Source organism: Kitasatospora sp. NPDC017646 (assembly GCF_044329365.1).
GTDB lineage: Bacteria > Actinomycetota > Actinomycetes > Streptomycetales > Streptomycetaceae > Kitasatospora.
Map to the genome: position 1 here is coordinate 4,003 of NZ_JBIRJC010000095.1, position 4,099 is coordinate 8,101.

At 72.0% G+C, this 4,099-nt stretch carries 3 protein-coding genes; 2 read left to right on the top strand and 1 reads right to left on the bottom strand.

The window, feature by feature from the left end:
• Nucleotides 1–200 precede the first annotated feature (200 nt).
• A complete protein-coding gene (locus tag ACH4J0_RS42335; protein ID WP_396246521.1) occupies nt 201–614 on the top strand; it encodes a hypothetical protein in 414 nt (137 codons plus the stop codon).
• Between the two features lie 1,231 nt (nt 615–1,845).
• Here ACH4J0_RS42335 and ACH4J0_RS42340 read toward each other — a convergent pair.
• The gene (locus ACH4J0_RS42340; RefSeq protein WP_396246522.1) at nt 1,846–2,418 is read right to left on the bottom strand and encodes a hypothetical protein; all 573 of its coding nucleotides are present in this window, start codon (nt 2,416–2,418) and stop codon (nt 1,846–1,848) included.
• Between the two features lie 783 nt (nt 2,419–3,201).
• On the opposite strand from ACH4J0_RS42340, the gene ACH4J0_RS42345 reads away from it, so the two are divergent.
• Nucleotides 3,202–4,099 (top strand): SDR family NAD(P)-dependent oxidoreductase (locus tag ACH4J0_RS42345; RefSeq protein ID WP_396246523.1); only part of this gene is annotated, 898 nt, incomplete at its 3' end.

Consider the following 4,099-nt stretch of genomic DNA (forward strand, 5'->3'; position numbering starts at 1 on the left):
CGCGGGTCGTGCTACCTCACCTACCCCGCCCCCCCCCCGGGCCCCCCCCCCCCCCCCCCCCCCCCCCCGCCCCGGGCCCGGGGGGGGGCGGGGGGGCCCCCCCCCCCCCCCACCACCCTCGCGGCGCATCAGGCGAAGCCCCGGGCATGGCCACGCTCGACGCAGAACCCCGCCAGGCAGATCGCCGATAGGCTGCCGAGATGATCACGTCCACGGCCCAGGTCGTCCACGACGCCGAACACCAACTCACGGACGGGACCTGGAACCTCACCGCCCATGACTCAGCCCTGGCCAGGGAAACCACCACCACCCCGGGCAACGCCATCGGCCCCGCCGGCACTCACCAGCCACTGCCGACGACCGAGAGACTCGCCGCACTGCGCCAGGCCATCGCCGCCCTCGCCATCACCATCGCCCGCACCCACGGCCACCTCGCCTGGTTCCTCGCCCAATGCACCAGCCACCTCGACCCGGTCCTCCACCGGCGCGCCCTCGACGCCCCCGGAGGCCACACCTTCGGCGCCACCATCCCCACCAACGACCACCTCACCGACGCCGAAACCGCCGTCCGCCTCCTCGCCGCCATGCTCCACCGCACCAACCAGCCCACCTGACCACCCACCCAGTCACACCCGACCCGGACACGACGCGACACACGGCGACCGGACCACGCTCCATCCCGGCAGACCACCGACACCCACACAGCCGCGGCGCAGCCAGCACGCACCTGAACCACGCGCTCTACCGGCTCCGCGCCGCGCAAGGGATCCTCGGGCTGCGGAAGAAGTACGGCGACACCAGGCTTGAGGCCGCCTGCCCCAAGGGCATCACAGTCGGCGACCCCTCCTACCGCACGACCAAGGGCATCCTCTATGACCCAAGCCTGGTCACCATTGCCATTGCATTGTCACTGCAGAGCAGCCTTTCCGTAATCAGTGCCACCGCCGGAGATCCCGAGACACTTGCCCGAGTTTGTGCTCTTCATCAAGTAGTACTCTTCGACCCCCCTGCAGAAGCCTGGCCAGAGGCCAGGCCGGAGAACGCCACCGTCAGAGCCAGACTGTCATGGGTCGAACCGGACCGAGGCCTCGCCGGCGCGATTTCTGCAGCGGCCTCTTGGGGCGCGAAAAAATTTCCACGAACCCTCCAAAAAAGTATCGGTTCGATTGAGTTTTCGATCCCCGCACTAAGTACCGGCAGCGGGAAAATCCAAACCCCTGACAACGACATGGCCTGATTCATTCGGTACTTTTTTGTCGTTTTACTCGCAGAATCCACCCACGTTTGGGATGGTGCAGTATGTACGTTTGGTCAGACCTGTTCTTTTGTGTGCTGTCCGGCCTGTTTGCCTGAAACTGCCGGAGGCGGGTTCAGCAAATGCGTGGGCTACGGGGTCGGTTACGTGACGGTCCAAAGCCTGTAGACCCCCGAGGCGGGGGACGGGGCTCAGCCGCTCGGAGAGCGGGACAGGAGCCCTCTGAAGAGGCAGTCTTCTCCTCAACGGAGTCATGGTCGCCCGGCCGCCGTGGCACCTCCCTGGATACAGCGGCCGGGCCACCTGCTACCCGATCAAGCGCTGATGTGGCCCCGGGACGGGAAGTGCGTCGCGTGCAGTACTCGGTCCTCAACACCGCGGGTCATCCGGGGCGGAGACCAGCACGGCCGCCTGCTCGCGCCTGGTCGGGGCGCCCAGCCGGTTGGGGCCGGCCTCCTCCCGCGGCTCCCGCTTCGAGCCCTCCTGGCCGCCGATGGAGCCCCAGCACGGGCGCAGCGTGGCGTTGGCCGCGCGGGCGGACGAGAGGGTAGTGCCTCGAGGGGCTCGGGGGGGGTCGGAGGAGGATTGGGCTATGTCCGAGGCGGGGCGTTTACCGCCCCGCGCGCGATGCGGGCGCGGCCGTCGGGCGGTAGGACGACGAGGTACTGCCGGGCGGTGTCCTCGACGCGGGCCAGGGTGATGGAGGTGCCGGCCGCCGCGAGCGCCTCGGTGGCCGGGCCGGTCTCCTCCGTCATCCGGTCGATCCGCGAGTGGAAGCGGGTGAGGTCCTTCGCCGGGCCGGTGATCCAGATCGCGATCCGCGCGCCCCGGCGCAGCGCGGCGAGCAGGTCCGTGCGCAGTGGTCCGTCGTCGGCCTCCTGGAGGAGCAGGTCGTGCAGGCGTTCCTGCCCGCACGGCCGGGACGGCGCCGCCTCGGCCAGCGCCCGGCACTTGCGGCACGAGGCCAGGGCCCGCGGCTGGAAGTGGTGCAGGAAGAGCGTCAGGTACCGGCCGCGGATCCCGCACAGGGTACGGCCGCTGCCCCCGGCGTGCTCGACGCCGGGCACGCCTTCGACCTCGACCGCGGGGAACTCGGCCGGCTCGCGCGCGGTCGCGAACGACCACGTCCCGCCCGGGGCATCGGTATCGGGAGTGGCGATCATGCGAGGCAGCATGCCAGGCCGAGCAGCTCGCCGCTCGCGCGAGGGTACGGGGCAGTCACACGACCCACCCACCGCGGCCTGCGGCCGGGGACGACCTCGCATCCCCCGCAGTGAGGCGTTCGCCGGACGGGCGGCCCGGGGGTGTGCTCTTGGTCGACAGGACGGGGCAGCAGACAGGCAGGACGTAGGAAGGAGGGAACTGCCTTCGGGTTGTGTTGTTCTCCGCGGGGCTGGGGGCATGGTTCCCGGGATCTTCCGTGGGTCTGCGTTCGCTGGGGAGACGGCTTCCTCGCTCGTTGGCCGGGTCGCTGCCCGCTACGGGTTGGACGATGCCGCCCTGTTGACGTCCTGGCGGTGGCACGGCCGCCGGCCGCGGCATGGGAGCGGTGCGCTGCGGGCGGATGCCGAGGTGTTGCTGGATGGGGCTGGGCGGCGGGTGTTGGCCGGGTTGTGCGGGGTCGGGGAGGAGGTGTTGGGGCGGGCGGGGGCGGCCTTGGGGCGGTGTGGCGGGTGGGTGGTGCGGTGGTGGGGGCGGTGGCGTTCGGGGGCCGGGCGTGCGCGGCACGGCGGGCCGGGGAGCCGGTGCGGGTGGTGCGGTACGCGCAGCGGTGGTGGTCGGGGGTGTACGTGGCACGGGCGGTGGCTGCTGGACGCGGACCAGGCGCTGGAGCATCTGGGCCTGCCCGAGGTGGCCGCGGCGCAGCGGTGGTGGTCGGGGGTGGCGCGGCGGGCGGTGCGGGCGGGGGCGGGGTTGGTGCTGGGTCGGTCGGGTAGCCGCGCGCCATGACGACTTATGCCAAACCATTCGCCGTGGTGACCGGTGCCTCCAGTGGTATCGGTTATGAGCTTGCCAGGGAGTTCGCCGAACACGGCTTCGACCTGCTGGTCAACGCCGAGGACGGCCATCTCGCCGAGGCCGCCGACCGCCTGCGCGCCGCCGGCGCCGCCGTCACCGATGTCCACGCCGACCTGCGCACCGGCCACGGCGTGGAGGTGCTCTGGGCCGCGATCGCCGCCACCGGCAGACCCGTCACCGCCGCGGCGCTGAACGCCGGCGTCGGCCGGGGCGGCGCCTTCGTCGACACGGACCTCGACGACGAGCTGGAGATCATCGACGTCAACATCAGCGCGACCGTGCGCCTGGCCAAGCACCTGCTGCGCGACATGACGGCCCGCGACGAGGGCCGCGTGCTGATCACCTCCTCGATCGCCGCGACCATGCCCGGGCCCTTCCAGGCCGTCTACAACGCCTCCAAGTCCTTCCTCCAGTCCTTCGCCCAGGCTCTGCAGAACGAGCTGAAGGACACCGGCGTCACCGTCACCGCGCTGGTGCCCGGTCCTACCGAGACGGACTTCTTCCGACGCGCCGACATGACCGACACCCGGCTCGGCCGACAGGACAAGGACGACCCCGCCCGGGTCGCCCGGCAGGGCTTCGAGGCGCTGATGGCCGGCAAGGACAAGATCACCGCCGGCTCCCTCAGGACCCGCGCCCAGGCCGCGGCCGACAAGGTCCTGCCCGACAGCGCCAAGGCCGAGTTGCACCGCAGGATGGCCGAACCCGGCTCCGGCGGGGGGGGGCCCGGGGGGGGGCCCCCCCCCCCCCCCCCGGCCCCCCCCCCCCCCCCCCACCCCCCCCCCCCCCGGGCGGCCCCCCCCCCCCCCACCCCGCCAAACGCCC

Excerpts from the sequence above, each read along its gene's own strand:
- ACH4J0_RS42335 (WP_396246521.1), top strand. The coding sequence starts at position 201 with ATGATCACGTCCACGGCCCAGGTCGTCCACGACGCCGAACACCAACTC.
- ACH4J0_RS42340 (WP_396246522.1), bottom strand. The coding sequence starts at position 2,418 with ATGATCGCCACTCCCGATACCGATGCCCCGGGCGGGACGTGGTCGTTC.